2 pseudogenes are annotated in these 922 nt (G+C 42.4%); both read left to right on the top strand.

The annotated features are described in order from the left end of the window. Window positions 1-484 (top strand): annotated as a pseudogene (gene eloR, locus GMD6S_RS09590) (RNA-binding cell elongation regulator JAG/EloR); the annotation flags it as partial. A 55-nt stretch (window positions 485-539) separates the two neighbouring features. Beyond that, window positions 540-922 (top strand): annotated as a pseudogene (locus GMD6S_RS09585) (HI_0552 family protein); the annotation flags it as partial.

Here is a 922-nt window from a genome sequence, read left to right as displayed (position 1 = left end):
AGATTTAGGCTTGAAAGTAGAACCAAGTTATGACATCGAACAAGTGGCAACTGAAGTAGCTAGCTACGTTCAAACCATTGTAGATGATATGGATGTTGAAGGGACGATTTCAAGCGACTACAATCGCCGCACCATCAATCTTCAAATTGACACCAATGAACCAGGCCGTATTATCGGTTATCATGGTAAAGTTTTGAAGGCCTTGCAACTATTGGCTCAAAATTATCTTTATAACCGCTATTCAAGAACCTTCTACATCACGATCAATGTCAATGATTATGTTGAACACCGTGCAGAAGTCTTGCAAACCTACGCTCAAAAATTGGCGACTCGCGTTTTAGAGGAAGGGCGTAGTCAACAAACTGATCCAATGTCAAATAGCGAACGCAAGATAATCCATCGCATTATTTCACGCATGGATGGCGTGACGAGTTACTCTGAAGGTGACGAGCCAAATCGCTATGTTGTCGTAGATGCAGAATAAGCAAAGCAAAATCAGGTTCATCCTGATTTTTTGCTAGGAAAGGAAAGATTCAGATATGCTGAAAACAGTTAGAGAATACCTATCATTTGCAGGAGTCCAGTACCGTAATCCTGATAAAGCTGGCGATGAAAGAGAAAAGATGTTGACCTTGCGGCAAAAAGGTCAAGAGGCTCGGAAGTCTTTTACAGAATTGGCCAAAACCTTTCAAGCTAGTCATCCAGAATGGCAACTGCAACAGACTAGTCAGTGGATGAACCAAGCGCAACGCTTGCGACCGCATTTCTGGGCCTATCTACAGAGAGACGGACAAGTGACAGAACCTATGATGGCTCTTCGTTTGTATGGAACACCTACTAATTATGGGATTTCTTTTGAGGTCAGCTTCATTGAGCGCAAGAAAGATGAACAGACTTTAGACAAGCAAGCCAAGGTTTTAGA

The organism is Streptococcus sp. GMD6S (assembly GCF_000297015.1).
Note: the sequence above shows the minus strand (reverse complement) of the source record. Positions and strands in the feature narration are given on the sequence as shown.